The following is a 15,747-nucleotide window of genomic DNA, read 5'->3' as shown; positions in this document are numbered from 1 at the left end:
AATCTCATCATGCTTTTGTCATCGCCTCTCACTGACGGTTGATCGAGACCAGCGGCAGGTCGAAGCTCGCGCTCTCGCCCTTGATGTCGGGCGGCAGCGGCGAATAGGGCGAGCCCGATCGCACGCCCGCCAGCACGCCATTGTCGAACTCGGGATACCCGCTCGACCGCACGACCGCCACGCTGAGCAGCCGCCCGTCGCGGGCGATCACGATCCGCACCACGGTGGTGCCGTGGCTGGCGTTCACGCGCGCCTCGTAGCGGTAGCCCTGCAGCTTGCGGGCGACCTGCCACAGGTAATTGTCGGCCGCGCGGGCGCGATTGTAGACGTCGGCGGGATTGACGAACGGAGACGGCGATGGGTTCTCCGACTTCTTGCCGGCCGGCGGCCGGTTGGGCGGCGCGATGGTGAGCGGCGAGGGCTTGTGCTGGGGCCGCACCGGCTGCGGCGGCGGGGACGGTGTCGGCTTGGGCGCGGGGGGCGCGGCCAGGGCCTGCTGCTGCGGAGTGGGTGCCGCCGGCGGCGCGGGCTTGGGCAGCTCGCCGGACGGGCCCGGTGGCGCCATCGCCGGCTTCTCCGGCTCGACGACCGGAGGCTGCGGCTGCTCGGTTGGCGCGGCGGCGGGCGGCGCGGCGGCCGCCGGCGTCGGCGCCGGTTCTGGCGACGGCAGCGTATCGGAGAGCGGCGGCGGTGGTGGCGCGAGCCGGGCGTCCTTGGGCGCCTCGCCGGACGGCGGCACCTGGGTCGCCTTGTCGGCGACGATGGGCGCGGGCGGCTTCAGGCCCTCGACCGGCACGGGGGTCGGCGGCGGCGGGGGCTTCTCGGCGGCCGGCTTGGGCGGGGGCTCCGGCGGCTTGGGGGGAGGCGGCTTAGGTTCGGGCGGCTTGGGCTGCTCGATCGTCACCTCGATGGCGGCTTCTTCCGGCGGCGGCTTGCGGTCCTGGGTGACCCACCACAGGACGAGCGCCGCCAGCCCGTGCAGGGCGAGCGCCAGCGCGATCGCCCCGGGCGACATGCGGTTGTACCGCGAGGACGCGACGCTGACGGCGGGAGCCACGTTCCGTTCTACGATGCGGCGTGGCGAGTCGCCACCCTATCGCCGGAGCACGTCAGCCATGCGCTCGGCCATCATCACCGTGGTCAGATGCGTGTTGGCGCGAACGACCGTGGGCATGGTCGAAGCGTCGATGACGCGCAGGCCGGTGCAGCCGATGACCCGGCACTCGGGATCGACCACCGAATGAGGGTCGTCCGCACGGCCCATGCGGCAGGTGCCGCTGGCATGCTGGGCGTCGTAGCACTCGTCGAACATCCAGTCGTCGAGCGCAGCGCCCTCCAGCGGCTCCTCGATCGACCGGTCGCTGGCGCCGTAGGTGATGCGGGTGGCGATGCCGGTCATCGCGGCGTGGCGGGCGATGTCGCGCAGGCGGCGGACACCGTCCCGCATGCGCACCAGGTCGCTGTCGTCCGACAGCATGCGCTCGTCGACCTGCGGGTCGATGGCGGGGTCGCGGGTCGTGATGCGGACCGACCCTTCGCTGAAGGCCTGGAAGACGGAGACGGCGAGGCGGGCCCGCGCCGTGCCGCCATCCTCGGCCGGCCGCAGGTTGCCGGCGATCATGATCATGTCGTTGACGCCGGCGCCGGCCAGCCCGGACGTGTAGCGCAGGCAGCAGTTGGTGTGACGGTGCATCAGCGTGCTCACCCGCGCCTCGGGCCGGAGGTCGAGCAGCAGGCTGAGGATCGGATGATCGAGCAGGTGCGCGCCGACCGGCCGGTCGGCCACGACGGCGATGCCGAGCCGCGTCAGCAGGTCGCGCGGGCCGATGCCGGAGCGCTGCAGGACGGCGGGCGAATGGATGGCGCCGGCCGACAGGATGACCTCGCGGCGAGCCCGCACGGTGCGGACCTCGCCACCGCCCAGGCGGACGCGCACGCCCGAGACGTGCGGCCGGTTGCCCTCGAACTGCAGCGTGTCGACCAGCGCCTGGCCGCGGATCGTGAGGTTGGCGCGGCCGCGCGCCGGCTCGAGATAGCCGTCGTTGGTCGAGACGCGCCGCCCGCCGCGGCTGTTGATGGCATAGGGCGAGACGCCGCCGCCCTCGGGGGCGTTGTGGTCGTCGCACCAGCCGTAGCCCAGCGCCAGCGCCGCGTCCTTCAGCGCGCGGTCGACGAAGCCCCACTGCTCGACCGGCGCGCGGTAGACCGGGATCGGTCCGCTGTCGCCGTGATAGGGGCGGTCGCCGAAGTCGACGTCGGTCTCCAGCTTGCGGAAATAGGGCAGCACGGCGTCCCAGCCCCAGCCCTCGGCGCCCTGGTCGACCCAGTCCGCGAAGTCGTCGGGGACGCCGCGGATCGCGATCTGCCCGTTGATGGTCGAGCTGCCGCCGATCGCCCGGCCGCGCCACAGGAGCTTGGGTTCCTGCCGCTCGGTCCGCCGCGCCAGCAGGTTCGGCCAGCGGTAATTGTCGTCGCCGATCGCGCGCAGCGGGTTGGGAATGCGGATGTGCTCGGGCGTCTCGGCGGTGCGGAAGTCGAGCCCGGCTTCCAGCAGCAGCACGCGGATCGCCGGGTCCTCGCTCAGCCGCGCCGCCAGCACGGCGCCGGCCGAGCCGCCGCCGATGATGATGTAGTCGTAGTCGTCGTCCATGTCATGTCACTGGCATGCTTCCTGATAGAATGCCATCACCGCGAGGGAATGCGGCAGGCAGGGAGTTCCGACGTGGTCGCAAACGTGCTGGAGATCGACGCCGATCGGCTGTGGGAGACGCTCGAACGCTCGGCCGAGATCGGCCGCTTCCGCGACGTCGGGCTGCGCCGCCTGGCGCTGTCGGGCGAGGACCGGCAGATGCGCGACCTCTTCGTCGAATGGGCCAGGGAGGCCGGCTGCACGGTCGAGATCGACCGGCTGGGCAACATCTTCGCCCGGCGGCCCGGCACCGATCCGTCTTTGCCGCCGGTCGCGATCGGCAGCCATCTCGACACCCAGATCTGCGGCGGTCGCTACGACGGCATCCTGGGCGTGCTGTGCGGCCTCGAGATCGTGCGCACGCTGAACGACCGCGGGCTGCAGACCAAGCGCGGCATCGAGGTGATCTGCTGGACCAACGAGGAAGGCGCGCGCTTCAACCCGCCGATGATGGGCTCGATGGCCTTCGCGAAGGTGCTCGCCGAAAAGGACGTGTTGGCGACCCGCGACGACGACGGCGTCACCGTCGCCGAGGCGCTGGACGCGATCGGCTATGCCGGTCCGGTGCCGCTCGGCGACCGGCCCTTCGATTCCTACCTCGAGCTGCACATCGAGCAGGCGCCGGTCCTGGACCGCGAGGGCTGCGACGTCGGCATCGTGGTCGGCGGCTACAAGACCCAGGCGCTGCGCCTCACCATCAGCGGCGACACCGGCCATGCCGGCGGCACGCCGATGGCGATGCGGCGCAACGCGCTGGTCGGTGCGGGCTACGTCATCGCGGCGGTGAACGATATCGGGCTGGCCTATGCCGCCGACGAGGGCCGGACCACGACGACGCGCATCGAGAGCTTTCCCAACCTGGCGGGCACCTACGCGGAGCAGGTCAAGCTGACCCTCGACTTCCGCCACCTCGACGCGGCGCGCTTCGCGGCGATGCGGCGGGAGATCGATGCGGCGATCGCCGACTCCGCCGCCAGGGCCAATGTCGACATCGAGGTGTCGGAGGGCTGGAGCTGGGGTACCGAGCTGTTCGCGCCGGACTGCATCGAGCTGCTGAGGAACACGGCGCGCGAGCTCGGCCTGCCCTATCGCGAGATGCGCAGCCAGGCCGGCCACGACGCCTACGCCGTCGCCACCGTGGCGCCGACGGCGATGATCTTCACGCCCTGCTTCGAGGGCATCAGCCACAATGTGAACGAGAAGATCGAGCTCAGCCGCTCGGTGCCGGGCGCCAACCTGCTGCTGAACGCGGCGGTCGCCCGGGCCAACCGCTGACGTGCAGGAGGCCGCCATGGCATCGCAGAGACTGACGATCGCGGCGCTCGCGCTCGCGGCGATCCTGCCCGCCGCCGCGTCGCCGGCGGCGGCCGGCGACGGCTTCGATATCGTGGCGCTGGGGGCGCTGGGCGGCATCGAGGACGGCAATCTCAGCGCCTGGATGATCCATCCGCACGGCGACAGCCGCGCCGTCGCCTGCGAGGCCGGCACGCTGGTGAACGGCCTGCGCGTTGCCGAGGCCAAGGGGTCGCTCGACGGCATCGCCGTGCCGGCCGATTCCCCGTTGAGCCGCGTCGGCTACGTCCTCACCGACCGCATCAAGGGCTATCTGATCAGCCATGCCCATCTCGACCATGTCGCGGGCCTGGTGATCGCCTCGCCCGACGACGGCAGGAAGCCGATCTACGTCCTGCCCTCGGTCGGCGCCGACCTGGTCGAGACCTACTTCAACTGGCGGGCCTGGCCCAACTTCACCGATCGCGGGAAGGCGCCGCAGCTCAAGAAGTACACGATCGCCGAGCTGAAGCCCGGCGAGGCCGTGCCGGTGGGCGACACCGCCATGACCGTGACGGGCTTTCCGCTGAGCCACGGCGGCGTGGAATCGACCGCCTTCCTGGTCGAGAGCGACGGCGACGCGGTGCTGTGCTTCGGCGACACCGGCCCGGACGCGGTCGAGAAGGGGACGCGCCTGCACGACATCTGGACGGCGGTCGCCGAGCGGGTGAAGCAGAAGCGCCTGAAGGCGATCGTGATCGAGTCTTCCTACACCAGCGACCGACCCGACAACCTGCTGTTCGGCCACCTGACGCCGCGCTGGGTGCTCGACGCGCTGCGCGAGCTCGACCGGCAGGCCGGCGGCAAGGCGCTGGAGGGGCTGCCGGTGATCGTGAGCCACATCAAGTATGCGCTGACCCGCGAGCAGCCGCAGGCGCGGATGCTGAAGGAGCTCGAGGCCGGCAACGATCTCGGCGTACGGTTCATCGTGCCCGAGCAGGGCATGCGCTGGCACTTCAGATAGGTCGCAAGGAGAGACGATGGGCAAGTCGATGTGGCGCGACCGCGCCGGCACCCTTTTCGCGTGCCAGAAGACGCCGGCGCAGGGCAGCAAGGGGATGGTGGTCACCAACCATCCGCTGGGCTCGGCGGCCGGCATGGAGATGCTGGCCGCCGGCGGCAATGCCGTGGACGCGGCCGTCGCCGCGCAGTTCGCCCTGACCGTGGTCGAGCCGATGATGGTCGGGCTGATCGGCGGCACGACCTGCCACATCCGCCGCGCCGACGGCAGCCACGTCATCGTCGACGGCATGAGCGCGGTGCCGCTGGCCGGCACGCCCGACATGTTCCGGCCGGTCGCCGGCGCGCCGCCGGAAGTGTTCGACGTCGAGGGCCGCGAGAACCAGGTCGGTCCCAAGGCGGTGGCGGCGCCCGGCTCGCTGCTGGCCTGGTGCCACGCGCTGCGCCGCTACGGCACCCTGTCGCTCGCCGACGTGATGCAGCCGGCGATCCGCCATGCAATGCGCGGCTTCACCGTCACGCCCTACCTGTCGGACTGCATCGACAGCGCCGCCGCCGATTTGGCCAAGGACAGGCTCGCCGCCGCCCGCCTGCTGCCGGGCGGCCTGCCAATCAAGGCCGGCGCCCGGCTGGTCCAGGCCGACTATGGGGAGGCGCTGACGCTGATCGCCCGGGACGGCGAGGGTGCTCTCCATGGCGGGCCGCTCGGCGCCCTGCTGGCCGAGTGCATGGAAAAGGCGGGCGCGGCCCTGTCGCTGCGCGACCTCACCGAGTATCGCGTCGCCGAGCGGGCACCGATCCGCGGCCGCTACCGCGGCTGGGAGATCGTCGGTCCGCCGCCGCCCGCCGCCTCGGGCGTCCACATCACCCAGATGCTGAACATCCTGGAAGGCTACGACATCGCCGGCATGGGCTTCGGCACCGTCGAGACGCTCCACCTGATGGCCGAGGTGCTGAAGATCGCCTTCGCCGATCGCGCCCAGGCGAGCGGCGATCCCGATTTCGTCGACGTGCCGGTCGAGCGCATTGTGTCGCGCCAGTATGCCGACGAGCGGCGCGCCGCCATCGATCCCGGCCGCGCCCAGGCCTGGACGCCGGGGCTGCTGGCCAAGGAAGGCGCCGACACGACGCATCTCACGGCGGCGGATGACGCGGGCAACGTCGTCACCACGACCCAGACCATCAACAGCCTGTTCGGCGCCCGCTTCGTCGTGCCGGGCCTCGGCATGGTCCCCAACGACTACATGTCGAACTTCGACCCGCGGCCCGGCCGGGCCCTGTCGATCGCGCCGGGCAAGCGCGTCACCACCTCGATGTCGCCGGTGATGGCGCTGCGCGAGGGACGCGTCGCCTACGCGCTCGGCCTGCCGGGCGGGCGCAAGATCTTCCCCTCGGCCTGGCAGGCGCTGGTCAACCTGATCGACCACGGCATGTCGCTGCAGGAGGCGGTCGAGGCGCCGCGCATCTGGACCGAGGGGCCGATGCTCGAGGTCGAGCATGGCTTTCCCGAGGACGTCCGCGAGGGGCTGCGCCGGCTCGGCCACAAGGTGCAGGTCATGCCGACGGTGGCGGGCGGCATGAACGGCATCCAGTTCCACGACGATGGCGGCATGACCGGCGCCGCCTGCTGGCGCGCTGACGGCTCGCCGGTCGCCCTGGCAGGCGGCCTGGCCCGCGCCGGCGTGCGCTTCGTGCTGCCGGGGTAGTCAGGGTGCGGCGCTATCGGAGCGCGGACCTCCAGGTCCGCTCATGATCATGAGCGAGCCTGGAGGCTCGCGCTCCGGAGACGATGAGCCGCACTTGGGGTGGCGCACTTCCAGCGCCGACAGTGTTCGTCGTCCCGACCGGAGCGAAGCGGAGAGACCTTGTTTCAGCGACAAGGCCCGATTCGTTGAGACAAGCTCCCTCCGCTCCGCCTCGCGTCGCTCGGCTGCGGTCGGGACGACGGGCTGGTCAGACGCTCAGGTCTCGATCTTGATGTTGTTTTCCTTCACGACCTTGCTCCAGCGGTCGGTCTCGAAGCGGATCTTGTCGGCGAAGGCCTGCGGCGTGCTGCCGGTGGTGACGAGGCCGAGCTCGGCGAGCTTCGCCTTCACGGCGGCGTCCTTCAGGATCTCGCCGCACAGGCCGTTCAGACGCTCGACGAGGGCGGGCGGCAGGCCGGCGGGACCGACGAGGCCGTAGAAGGCGGCGCTCACCAGGTCGGGCATGCCGAGTTCGACGACGGTCGGCACCGACGGGCAGATCGGCGAGCGCTCCTTCGAGGCGATGCAGATGCCGGTGAGCTTGCCCTGGCGGATGAGGTTGCCGGTCGGCAGCACGACGTCGACCAGCACAGGGACGTGGCCGCCCAGCACGTCGCGCAGCGCATCGGCCGAGCCCTTGTAGCCGACCACTTCCATGTTGAGCTTGTTGTGGCTGCGGAACAGCTCACCCCACAGGTGCGGCTGGTTGCCGATGCCCGAGCAGGCGAAGCGCACTTTCTGCGGCTGCTTGTTCACCCAGGCGGCGAACGAGGCGTAGTCCGTGACCGGCACCTCCTTGCCCACCGCCAGCAGGTCGTAGATGTCGGCGACGGTCGAGATCGGCTGCAAGTCCTTCAGCGGATCGAACGGCATCTTGAAGCCGAGCGCCACGTTGGTCGCCATCGTCGTGCTGCCCAGCAGCAGCGTGTAGCCGTCGGGCTTGGCCTTCGCGACGGCGTCCATGCCGATGATCGTGTTGCCGCCGGCCTTGTTCTCGACGATCACCTGCTGGCCGATCAGGGCTGTCATCTTCTCGGCGACGACGCGGCCAAGCGCGTCGGAGGCGCCGCCCGGTCCGTAGGGGACGACGAGCTTCACGGGCTGGCTCGGCCAGGCCTGGGCCCGCACGGCGGCCGACGGCAGGATCATTGCGCCTGCGGCGCTGGCGATGAGATGGCGACGCTTGAACATGGTTCTTCCTCCCGACCAGGATGTCGCTTGTGTTGGCCATATAATTGGACGTTATTTCCGTTTGTGTCCAACTATTAGACATCCATCTATATATTCGATCGCAAATTGGACAGACATCCAGATACTGTGTAGGTGTTCGTCCATGGCCACCGTTGTAAAGCGCAACCCCACCGCTCTGGCGTCGACCTCTGCGGAGGTGGTGCTGGCGGAGAGCGCGGGCGATTCCGGCTTCGCCACCACGCTGGCCAAGGGCCTGGTCATCCTCGAGGCCTTCGATGCCGGCGCGGCGATGCTCGGCAACATGGAGCTGTCGGCGCGGACCGGCATTCCGCGGCCGACCGTGGCGCGGCTCACCCACACGCTCACCGAGCTCGGCTACCTGCGCTACGACCGCGACCTCGCGAAGTACGCGCTCGGCGCGCGGGCCCTGCGCATGGTCCATCCGCTGCTGGCCGGCATGCGCTTCCGTCAGCTCGCGCGTCCGCTGATGCAGGAGCTGGCGGAGAGCGTACGCGGCACCGTATCGATCGGCCTGCTCGATGGCACCGTAGCGATCTATGTCGAGTCCGCGCGCTCGGGTGACGTCGGCCCGCACGTACCCGACATCGGCATGCCGATCTCGGTCGTCCGGACGGCGATGGGCCGCGCCATGGCGGCCATCCTGCCGCCCGCCGAGGCGTCGCTGCTGGAGGAGCGGATCGAGGCCGAGCGTCCCGACCACTGGGCGGCGTACCGCGACCTCTATCGCGACGGCTTGAGGCAATGCGCCGGGCGCGGCTTCTGCACCTGCTTCGGCGAGTACATGGAAACGATCCACGCCGTCGCCGCGCCGCTGTTCACGGCGAGCAGCCTCGCCCAGACCTTTTCCATCAATTGCGGCATCCCCGCCTTCCGGCTGCAGCCCGGCCAGCTCGAGGGCGAGATCGGGCCGCGCATCCGCGCGCTGGCCGCCACCATCCGCTCCCTCGCGGGCGCGCCCGAGCCCGTCTTCACGAGCCTCTGATCCCGGTCACTTCGAGCGCGTCTCGCCGCTCTCGACGTCGAGCTCGTCCAGCATGCGGTCGGCCTCGGCCTGCAGCCGCTCGAGGCTGGCGATCAACTGGTCGATCGTTCCGGGCGCCAGGGCGCCCAGCAGCCGCTTCTGTCGCCGGCGCGCGTTGGCCATGATCGTGTCGTGCAGGCGCCGGCCCTCCGCGGTGAGGGTCAGCAGGCTGCGCCGCAGGTCGAGCTTGTCGGGAGAACGCTTGACGAAGCCGCGGCTCACAAGGCGATCGACCGACAAGCTCACCCATCCCTTGTCGGTGGCGAGCGTCAGGCTGATGTCGCGGGCGGTCGTGGTTTCCTGGGCCGCGATGACCGACAGCACGCGCCATTCGGGCAAGGTCACGTCGAAATCGCGCCGATAGCGACGGCTGCTGTAGAGGCCGAGCGAATTGGACAGGCGAAGCAGGCGATAGGTCAACAGGTCGGCGGCTGACTTCGGCTCTTGCATGGCGAAGACCTATCACTTGACGGCCGGAGCGCTCAAGCCATATGGTTGTGAGCACAACTAATTGGACGAAGGCCGGGGAGGCAGCGGCTTGGACATCGTTTGCGTTTCATCCGAGCCCTGCGATCTCGGCGAGTCGCTCTACTGGGACGCACGCGACCGCCGGCTGCGCTGGATCGATGCCTGGAAGGCCAAGGTCCACGATTTCGATCCGCTGACCGGGGACATCCGGACCGTCGACTATTCGTCGGCGCTGGGCGGCCGACCGATCGGCTCGGTCGTGAGCCACGCCGGCGGCGGCCTGATGGCCGGCGTGCGGGGCGGCTTCTGGCGCCTCGATCCCAACCAAGCCGGGGCGACGCTGGTGGCGGCCGTCGAGGCCGACCGGCCGGAAGGCAACCGGCTGAACGACGGCAAGTGCGACCGCGCCGGCCGCTTCTGGTGCGCTTCGGTCAATACCGATCACCAGTCGGCGACCGGGGCGCTGTGGTGCCTGGAGCAGGGTCGCGCGCCGGTGTTGGCGCAGGACGGGCTGATCGTCGGCAACGGCATCGCGTGGAGCCCCGACGATCGCGCCATGTACCTCGCCGACACGATGGCGGGCACGGTCTGGCGCTACGAATTCGACCTCGCCAGCGGCGCGATCGCCAACCGCCAAATCTTCATCTCGACCGAGCACATCAAGGGCGTGGTCGACGGTGCGACGGTCGATTCCGACGGCTGCTACTGGGCGGCCCTGTTCCGCGGCAGCGCCGTCGCGCAGTTCGATCCGGAGGGGAAGCTGATGCGTCACGTGCGCCTGCCGGTCGCCAATCCGACGATCTGCGGGTTCGGCGGCGCGGATCTCGACGTGCTCTACGTAGCCTCGGCCAGCCGCTTCCTCGATGCGGAGAGGCTCAAGGCGCAACCGCTCGCGGGCCGCGTCTTCGCCATCCACGGGCTCGGCTGCCGCGGCCTGCCCGAGCCGAGGTTCGGCACATGACGACCCTTCCGCTTGCTGGCGTGCGCGTCGTCGAATGCGCCAGCGTCATCGCCGGTCCCTACGCGTCGCTCATCCTCACGATGCTGGGCGCCGAGACGATCAAGATCGAGCGTCCGGTCCAGGGCGACTGGATGCGCCACCAGGGCGGCGACGCGGCGCTGGTCGGGGCCGGCATGGGCGCCACCTTCCTGTCCTGCAACGCCGGCAAGCGGTCGGTGGCGCTCAACCTCAAGGACCCGCGCGGCGTCAGGATCGCGCGCGAGCTTGCGGCGCGCTGCGACGTGATGATCGAGAACTGGCGGCCCGGCACGGCGGCACGGCTGGGCGTCGGCTTCGAGGACATCAAGGCGGTCAACCCGCGCATCGTCTACTGCTCGATCTCGGGCTTCGGCCAGGACGGGCCGATGTCGCCGCGGCCGGCCTACGACCATATCGTCCAGGCCGTCTCGGGCATCATGTCGGTGACGGGTACGCCCGAGACGGCGCCGAGCCGCACCGGACCGCCGCTGGTCGACTACCTGACGGCGATGTCGGCGGCGGTGGGCGTGCTGGCGGCGCTGCGCGAGCGCGACCGCACCGGCGAGGCCCAGCGCGTCGATGTCGGCATGCTCGACTCCGCGGTCGCCGGCATGGGCTCGATCATCTCGGCCTTCGTCAACGGCGGGCTGAAGGCGGAGCCGATCGGCAACGCAGCGGCCAGCGGATCGGCATCCTCCGGCCTGTTCCAGACCACCACCTCGCCGCTCAGCATTGTCGCCAACACCGAGGACCAGTTCCGCGCGCTCTGCCGCGCGCTTGACCGGACCGAGTTCCTGGCCGATCCACGCTTCGCCGATTCGCGGATTCGCAAGCAGAACCAGGACGCGCTGCGCGCCCTCATCGCCGCCCGGCTGGCCGAGCGGCCGGCACTCGAGTGGGAGCAGGCGCTGGGCGCGGCCGGCGTGCCGGTCGGTGCGGTGCGCTCGGTGCCGGAGGTGGTGGACGATCCGCAGGTCGCGGCGCGCGCGCTGTTCCGCTCGCTCGGCCTGCCCGGGCAGGACCGCGAAGCATCCTACCCGACGGCCGGCTTCAAGCTGAACGGCGAGCGCGTCGGACCCGACCGGTCGGCGCCTGCCCTGGCGGCGGACAACGACTCGGTGCTGGCCGAGCTCGGCTACGACGCGGAGCAGCGCCAGGCGTTGCGACGGGACGGGGTCTGGTGACGAAAGAACGACGCGACCCGCTGGCGGCGTGCCGGCGGGCCATCAAGGGAGGCAAGGACATGCGCAATCGGATGACGGCCAGCATGCTGGCCCTGGGACTTCTGTCGATGGCTGCGGCCGGGGCGCCGGCGCGCGCCCAGGACACGCTCGAGGCGACGGTCGGTTACTATCCCGGCGCCCTGATCTCGATGCCGGCGCTGGTCGCCAAGGAAGGCAAGTTCTTCGAGAAGAACGGGCTCAAGGTCGAACTGGTGCCGGTCTCGACGGGTCCCGCGATGACCGCCGCGGTTGCCAGCGGCAGCGTGACGTTCGTCAACAATTCCTGGGACAATCTGCTGTCGGCCGTCGAGAAGGGCTTGCCGGTGCGCGGCGTGGCCGGCTCGACGGTCAAGGTCCCGTTCAGCCTGATCGCCCGCAAGGGCCTGCCGCTGCCGCATCTCAAGGACGGCTATCCGGCGGTCATCCAGGACCTCGTGGGCAAGACCTGGGGCGTCCTGGCGCTGGGCGTCTCCGTTCATTTCATGTCGCAGACCATCCTGACCGATGCCGGCTTCAAGCCGACGGACGCGACCTTCATCGCCGTCGGCCTGCCCAACACCGCGCGGCCCGCCCTTCAGCGCGGCACGGTCGACACGTATCTCAGCGTCGAGCCCCTCCCGTCGCTGGCGCAAGCGAAGAACGAGGCGACCATCGTCGTCGACCTCGCCCGCAACCAGGGTCCGAAGGTGTTCCACGATCTCGGCTACAATGGCTGGTGGGCGTCGCTGTCGACGATCAAGGACAAGCCGCAACTCGTCGACCGTTTCGCCAAGTCGCTGGAGGAGGCGTACTGCTGGTACAGCAATCCGGCCAACCTCGATCAGGTCGTGTCGTTGATGCAGCAGTTCGTGAAGGTGCCCGATCTCACCCCCGAGCAGTACAAGGACATGGTGAAGCGGCTGATCCCGACCTTCGGTCCCGACATCACGGCGCGCACCATCGACACCTGGTCGGCGCTGCTGGTCGAGCACAAGCAGCTCCAGGCGCCCAAGAAGCGTGCCGACGTGATCGCCGCGACGGCGCGCGAGAGCTTCACCTGCCCGAAATAGCCGGAACAGGCACGAACGGATGGCCCTGACTGCGACCCGGGACCCGGCACCCGAGAGCGAAATCCCTGCCGACATCAGCGTGCGCGGCCTCTCCGTCAATTTCGGGCGGGCCCGCAACGCGCTCACCGGTGTCGACCTCACGGTGCGCCGGGGCGAATTCGTCGCCCTGATCGGCGCCAGCGGCTGCGGCAAGACCACGTTGCTCAATGTCATCGCCGGCCTCGTGCCGGTGGCCGGCGGCACGGTGACGGTCAAGGACCGGCCGCCGATGGCGGGCCGCCGCGACATCGCCTACGTGCTGGCCCGCGACGCGCTGCTGCCGTGGCGGACCGTGCTGGGCAACGTGTCGTACGGGCTCGAGGTCTCGGGCGTCGGCCGCGAGGAGCGCGAGCGGCGGGCCGCGAGCTTCGTCGAGAAGGTCGGGCTGGGGAGCTACCGCGACTTCTATCCGTCGAAGCTGTCGCAGGGCATGCGGCAGCGGACCTCGCTGGCGCGCGCCTTCGCGGTCGGACGCGACATCTATCTGATGGACGAGCCGTTCAGTGCGCTGGATTCCCAGACCAAGCTGATCCTGCACGACCAGCTTCTCGGCCTGTGGGAGCAGAGCGGCGCCACCGTCGTCTTCGTGACCCACGATATCGGCGAGGCGATCACGCTCGCCGACCGGGTGGTCGTGATGTCGAAGAAGGGGACCGGCGTGGTCGAGGAGATCCGGGTCGACCTGCCGCGGCCGCGCTCGGCCGACGCGCTGCAGGCCGATCCGCGCTACCACGATCTCTACCGCCAGACCTGGACCTCCCTGAAAGCGAGCACCGAATGACCGATCTCGCCAGCTCGGAAGCCGATCTCGGCGCCGCCGCGCGGACCGCGGGCGGCCGCACCGGCGCCATCAACGCCGCGCGCTTCGCCTTCCTGGTCGTCGTGCTGGCGCTGTGGCAGGGCGCCGTCGCCGTCGGCCTCGCCGACGCCGCCTTCGTCTCGACGCCGCTCAGCGTCGCGGAGTCCCTGTGGGGCCTGTTCCGCGACGGCGCCATCCTGCCCGACCTCGCCACCACGGTGCTCGAGATCGCCATCGCCTTCGTCCTGTCGGTCGTGTTCGGCGTCGCGTCGGCGGTCGTGCTCGACCGCAATGACTGGCTGAACCGGATCCTGTCGCCCTTCCTGACCGCCTTCAACAGCATGCCGCGCATCGCGCTCGGCCCGCTGTTCATCCTGTGGTTCGGCATCGGCATCGCCTCGAAGGTCGTGCTCGCCTTCTCGCTGGGCTACTTCATCATGCTGCTGAGCACGCTGGGCGGCCTGAAGAACGTCGATCGCGACCTGCTGCTGATGTCGCGCCTGTTCGGCTCGTCGGAGATCCGCCTGTTCCGCGACGTGCGCCTGCCCTGGGCGCTGCCCGGCATCTTCGCCGGCCTGAAGCTGACCCTGATCTACTGCAGCGCCGGCGCGGTGGTCGGCGAGATGATCGCCGCCAAGAGCGGGCTCGGCCTGCTGGTCCAGACCTTCAGCGGCCGCTTCGACGTGGCGGGCGTGATGGCGTTGATCCTGCTGGTGGCGCTGATGGTGATGACCTTCACCTCGCTGATGGACCTCATCGAGGGCCGCCTGCTGGAATGGAGCCGCGGCAGCACCGACGTACCCGGATGACGGGCTGGGCCGATGCGCGATGATTTGAGATCCATCGCCATCCTGCTGGGGGCGCGCCACTCCGTGGCGCGTCTTTGGAGCGCGGACCTCCAGGTCCGCTCATGATCATGATGCGGACTTGGAAGTCCGCGCTCCGAAAACGTCACAGGCTCTCTGTGGCGCTCATGGACTGTCGACACGAAGACGCGCCACAGAGTGGCGCGCCCCCAGCGATGAGCCGACCTCGATGCCCTAAATGAACATGTCGAGCTGGTTGTAGTTCTTCAGCACGGTGGCCCGGGTCGTCTCGTTCCAGCGGTTCTCGTCCTCGTGGCCGGCCAGCGGCCGGTAGACGAACGGCGTCTCGTCGGGGAAGCGCTGGCGGCGGGCATCGATCGCGATCTGGATGATTCGAGTGCGGGCGTCGATGCGGGCCTGGTCGAAGGTCTCGACGTTGCCGGTGAGGCGGCGCGTCGTCACGTTCAGCACGCGGCGGCGCGGGAAGAAGCCCTCGTTCAGCGTGATCCGCCGGTCGGGCGAACTGTTGGCGAACGAGCCGTGCACGAGCTGGCGGTTGGTGACGATCGTGTCGCCGGCCTCGCACAGCATCGGCACCGCGCCCTCGATACGGTCCGAGCCGCTTTCGGCCACCAGCCGCTTGATGTCGGCCTTGCCGTGCTTGTGGCTGCCCGGCAGCACCCAGACGCCGTTGGCTGCCGTGCTGGGATAGAGCTGGGTCATGAAGTTGAAGCCGTGCGCGCCCTGGTCCCAGTCGGCCGCGGTCCAGTGCGTCGTGCCGTCCTGGTGCCAGGCGACCGACGGGCCGAGCCCCGGCTCCTTCACGAAGGTCACCTCGTTGTAGGGCACGAAGTCGTCGCCCAGGATCGACGCCGCCACGGTCAGCAGCCCGGGATGGCCGTAGAGACGCAGGCAGGCGTCGCTGAGATGGAGGTTCCCGTCCAGCAGCTCGACGGTCCAGTCGGGCGCGTCGGCGCCCGGCGCGGGCTGCAGCATGGCGGCGGGGTGACGGCCGTTGTTCCGGTCGGTGCCGCCGACCGGATCGCTGAGCGGCCGCGCCCAGCGATAGGGCGGCCGCACGATGCCATGCTCGGCGACCGGCCGGCCGGAGCGGTCGACCTGGGCGTCGGGCGCCACTGGCGCGCGCGCCAGCACCGCGTCGATGTCGGCGCGCAGCTCCTGCAGCTCCTCGGGGCCGACCACGCGCTCGAAGACGTAGAAGCCGTGCGTCCAGTAGGAGTCGAGGATCTCGGGCAGCAGCCTCCCGTCGGCGCCGGTGCGGATCGGGCCGCGATTTCCGAGCGACCGGGCGCGCGCCTCGGCGCGGCGGCCGTAGTCGCGCATGACGCGCTCGTGGTCGGCGGCGCTCAGCGACGCGGCCGACTTGCTCTCGGTGGCGGGCTGGCTGGCGGTGGCGACGGTCAT

14 protein-coding genes are annotated in these 15,747 nt (G+C 70.2%); 9 read left to right on the top strand and 5 right to left on the bottom strand.

Annotated features, from left to right (window positions below; genetic code table 11):
• Positions 1-28 precede the first annotated feature (28 nt).
• Positions 29-1,057: an energy transducer TonB family protein gene (locus ACO073_RS00960; protein WP_421994341.1), complete on the bottom strand. Its 1,029-nt coding sequence runs from the start codon at positions 1,055-1,057 to the stop codon at positions 29-31.
• 36 nt (positions 1,058-1,093) lie between these two features.
• A complete protein-coding gene (locus ACO073_RS00955; protein ID WP_421994339.1) occupies positions 1,094-2,650 on the bottom strand; it encodes a GMC family oxidoreductase in 1,557 nt (518 codons plus the stop codon).
• Between the two features lie 72 nt (positions 2,651-2,722).
• Between ACO073_RS00955 and ACO073_RS00950 the strand changes: the two genes are divergently transcribed.
• The 3 genes from ACO073_RS00950 to ggt are packed head-to-tail and all read left to right on the top strand — an operon-like array spanning position 2,723 to position 6,687.
• Entirely contained in the window at positions 2,723-3,964 is a 1,242-nt protein-coding gene (locus ACO073_RS00950) for a Zn-dependent hydrolase (RefSeq protein WP_421994337.1), read from the top strand.
• A 16-nt stretch (positions 3,965-3,980) separates the two neighbouring features.
• The gene (locus tag ACO073_RS00945; RefSeq protein WP_421994335.1) at positions 3,981-4,985 is read left to right on the top strand and encodes an MBL fold metallo-hydrolase; all 1,005 of its coding nucleotides are present in this window, start codon (positions 3,981-3,983) and stop codon (positions 4,983-4,985) included.
• Between the two features lie 16 nt (positions 4,986-5,001).
• Positions 5,002-6,687: a gamma-glutamyltransferase gene (gene ggt, locus ACO073_RS00940; RefSeq protein WP_421994333.1), complete on the top strand. Its 1,686-nt coding sequence runs from the start codon at positions 5,002-5,004 to the stop codon at positions 6,685-6,687.
• A gap of 255 nt (positions 6,688-6,942) precedes the next feature.
• Here ggt and ACO073_RS00935 read toward each other — a convergent pair whose 3' ends face one another.
• The gene (locus ACO073_RS00935; RefSeq protein WP_421994331.1) at positions 6,943-7,917 is read right to left on the bottom strand and encodes a Bug family tripartite tricarboxylate transporter substrate binding protein; all 975 of its coding nucleotides are present in this window, start codon (positions 7,915-7,917) and stop codon (positions 6,943-6,945) included.
• A 142-nt stretch (positions 7,918-8,059) separates the two neighbouring features.
• Between ACO073_RS00935 and ACO073_RS00930 the strand changes: the two genes are divergently transcribed.
• Positions 8,060-8,920 (top strand): IclR family transcriptional regulator, encoded by an 861-nt coding sequence (locus tag ACO073_RS00930; protein ID WP_421994329.1) that lies wholly within the window; start codon positions 8,060-8,062, stop codon positions 8,918-8,920.
• 6 nt (positions 8,921-8,926) lie between these two features.
• Here the strand turns inward: ACO073_RS00930 and ACO073_RS00925 are convergent, their stop codons facing one another.
• Entirely contained in the window at positions 8,927-9,409 is a 483-nt protein-coding gene (locus ACO073_RS00925) for a MarR family winged helix-turn-helix transcriptional regulator (RefSeq protein ID WP_421994327.1), read from the bottom strand.
• A gap of 88 nt (positions 9,410-9,497) precedes the next feature.
• Between ACO073_RS00925 and ACO073_RS00920 the strand changes: the two genes are divergently transcribed.
• From ACO073_RS00920 to ACO073_RS00900, 5 genes are read left to right on the top strand one after another with little or no spacing between them, the layout of a single operon-like run.
• On the top strand, positions 9,498-10,388 hold the full coding sequence (locus ACO073_RS00920) for an SMP-30/gluconolactonase/LRE family protein (RefSeq protein ID WP_421994325.1): 891 nt from the start codon (positions 9,498-9,500) through the stop codon (positions 10,386-10,388).
• The gene (locus ACO073_RS00915; protein WP_421994323.1) at positions 10,385-11,590 is read left to right on the top strand and encodes a CaiB/BaiF CoA transferase family protein; all 1,206 of its coding nucleotides are present in this window, start codon (positions 10,385-10,387) and stop codon (positions 11,588-11,590) included. The genes ACO073_RS00920 and ACO073_RS00915 overlap by 4 nt, the downstream gene beginning before the upstream one ends.
• The gene (locus ACO073_RS00910; protein WP_421994321.1) at positions 11,587-12,678 is read left to right on the top strand and encodes an ABC transporter substrate-binding protein; all 1,092 of its coding nucleotides are present in this window, start codon (positions 11,587-11,589) and stop codon (positions 12,676-12,678) included. The genes ACO073_RS00915 and ACO073_RS00910 overlap by 4 nt, the downstream gene beginning before the upstream one ends.
• A gap of 19 nt (positions 12,679-12,697) precedes the next feature.
• A complete protein-coding gene (locus ACO073_RS00905) occupies positions 12,698-13,498 on the top strand; it encodes an ABC transporter ATP-binding protein (protein ID WP_421994319.1) in 801 nt (266 codons plus the stop codon).
• Positions 13,495-14,325, top strand: coding sequence for an ABC transporter permease (locus tag ACO073_RS00900; RefSeq protein ID WP_421994317.1), 831 nt, complete (start codon positions 13,495-13,497; stop codon positions 14,323-14,325). The genes ACO073_RS00905 and ACO073_RS00900 overlap by 4 nt, the downstream gene beginning before the upstream one ends.
• A gap of 231 nt (positions 14,326-14,556) precedes the next feature.
• Here ACO073_RS00900 and ACO073_RS00895 read toward each other — a convergent pair whose 3' ends face one another.
• On the bottom strand, positions 14,557-15,747 hold the full coding sequence (locus ACO073_RS00895) for a phytanoyl-CoA dioxygenase family protein (RefSeq protein WP_421994315.1): 1,191 nt from the start codon (positions 15,745-15,747) through the stop codon (positions 14,557-14,559).

Origin of the sequence: Reyranella sp. (assembly GCF_965229815.1) — a bacterium.
Taxonomy (GTDB): domain Bacteria; phylum Pseudomonadota; class Alphaproteobacteria; order Reyranellales; family Reyranellaceae; genus Reyranella.
This window is presented reverse-complemented; position numbering and strand designations above follow the sequence as displayed.

Excerpts from the sequence above, each read along its gene's own strand:
- ACO073_RS00955 (WP_421994339.1), bottom strand. The coding sequence starts at position 2,650 with ATGGACGACGACTACGACTACATCATCATCGGCGGCGGCTCGGCCGGC.
- ACO073_RS00945 (WP_421994335.1), top strand. The coding sequence starts at position 3,981 with ATGGCATCGCAGAGACTGACGATCGCGGCGCTCGCGCTCGCGGCGATC.
- ggt (WP_421994333.1), top strand. The coding sequence starts at position 5,002 with ATGGGCAAGTCGATGTGGCGCGACCGCGCCGGCACCCTTTTCGCGTGC.
- ACO073_RS00935 (WP_421994331.1), bottom strand. The coding sequence starts at position 7,917 with ATGTTCAAGCGTCGCCATCTCATCGCCAGCGCCGCAGGCGCAATGATC.
- ACO073_RS00930 (WP_421994329.1), top strand. The coding sequence starts at position 8,060 with ATGGCCACCGTTGTAAAGCGCAACCCCACCGCTCTGGCGTCGACCTCT.
- ACO073_RS00925 (WP_421994327.1), bottom strand. The coding sequence starts at position 9,409 with ATGCAAGAGCCGAAGTCAGCCGCCGACCTGTTGACCTATCGCCTGCTT.
- ACO073_RS00915 (WP_421994323.1), top strand. The coding sequence starts at position 10,385 with ATGACGACCCTTCCGCTTGCTGGCGTGCGCGTCGTCGAATGCGCCAGC.
- ACO073_RS00905 (WP_421994319.1), top strand. The coding sequence starts at position 12,698 with ATGGCCCTGACTGCGACCCGGGACCCGGCACCCGAGAGCGAAATCCCT.
- ACO073_RS00900 (WP_421994317.1), top strand. The coding sequence starts at position 13,495 with ATGACCGATCTCGCCAGCTCGGAAGCCGATCTCGGCGCCGCCGCGCGG.
- ACO073_RS00895 (WP_421994315.1), bottom strand. The coding sequence starts at position 15,747 with ATGACCGTCGCCACCGCCAGCCAGCCCGCCACCGAGAGCAAGTCGGCC.